Origin of the sequence: Segeticoccus rhizosphaerae (assembly GCF_009192725.1) — a bacterium.
Classification (GTDB): Bacteria; Actinomycetota; Actinomycetes; order Actinomycetales; family Dermatophilaceae; genus Segeticoccus; species Segeticoccus rhizosphaerae.
Genome location: NZ_VOHR01000652.1, coordinates 1 through 796 on the forward strand (window position 1 = coordinate 1; position 796 = coordinate 796).

The following is a 796-nucleotide window of genomic DNA, read 5'->3' on the forward strand; positions in this document are numbered from 1 at the left end:
GAGCGACTCGAGCAGGCGCGAGCTGGTGGCGCGCACGTCGGCCACCCCGCCCCGGAGGTTGTCGATGGCCTGGCTCGGCCGGCGGACGGTGTCGACCAGTGCGCCGGTGAGCAGCTCGAGGTCGCTGGGCTCCCGGGCCGGTCGCCAGGTGTCGGTGACCGGCGCCTCCTGCGCGGCGTCCCCGTCCACGATGACCTGCGCGAGGTCGATCGCGTTGACCCCGTCGACAAGGGCCTGGTGGGTCTTGGTGATGATGGCGAACCGGCCACCCAACAGCCCCTCGACGAGGTAGACCTCCCACAGCGGGCGGTCCCGGTCGAGGGCGCGCGACTCCACCCGGGCCACGAGCTCCTCGAGCTGTTCGTCGCTGCCCGGCCGGGGCAGCGCGGAGCGGCGGACGTGGTAGGCGAGGTCGAAGTGCTCGTCGTCCACCCAGACCGGGTTGGCGAGATGCCCCGGCACGCCCCGGACCCGCTGCCGGTAGCGCGGCACGTAGGCGATGCGCCGCGCGACCAGCGACACGAGCCGGTCGTAGTCGAACCCGTCCTCCGGCGGCTGGAAGACCATGACCGAGCCCACGTGCATCGCCGTGTTCGGCTCCTCCAGGTAGAGGAAGGAGGCGTCGAGGGCGGTGAGGCGGGCGGGCACGCTCCCATGTTGTCAGACTGTCCGAGCTCGCGCCGGTGGCCCACGTGACACCGGCAGGTGCGCCGTTGGGCCCAGCGGCAGGGCGGTCGTGCCGCAGCGGTGCCGCCCGGGCGGGCGTCAGGAACGGCGCAAGCGACGGCGACGGACC

At 73.6% G+C, this 796-nt stretch carries 1 protein-coding gene; it reads right to left on the bottom strand.

Features of this window, described 5'->3' with window-relative positions:
* On the bottom strand, window positions 1–648 hold a 648-nt coding region (locus tag FRW57_RS22315), incomplete at its 3' end, for a wax ester/triacylglycerol synthase family O-acyltransferase (protein ID WP_203230505.1).
* Window positions 649–796: the final 148 nt, after the last annotated feature.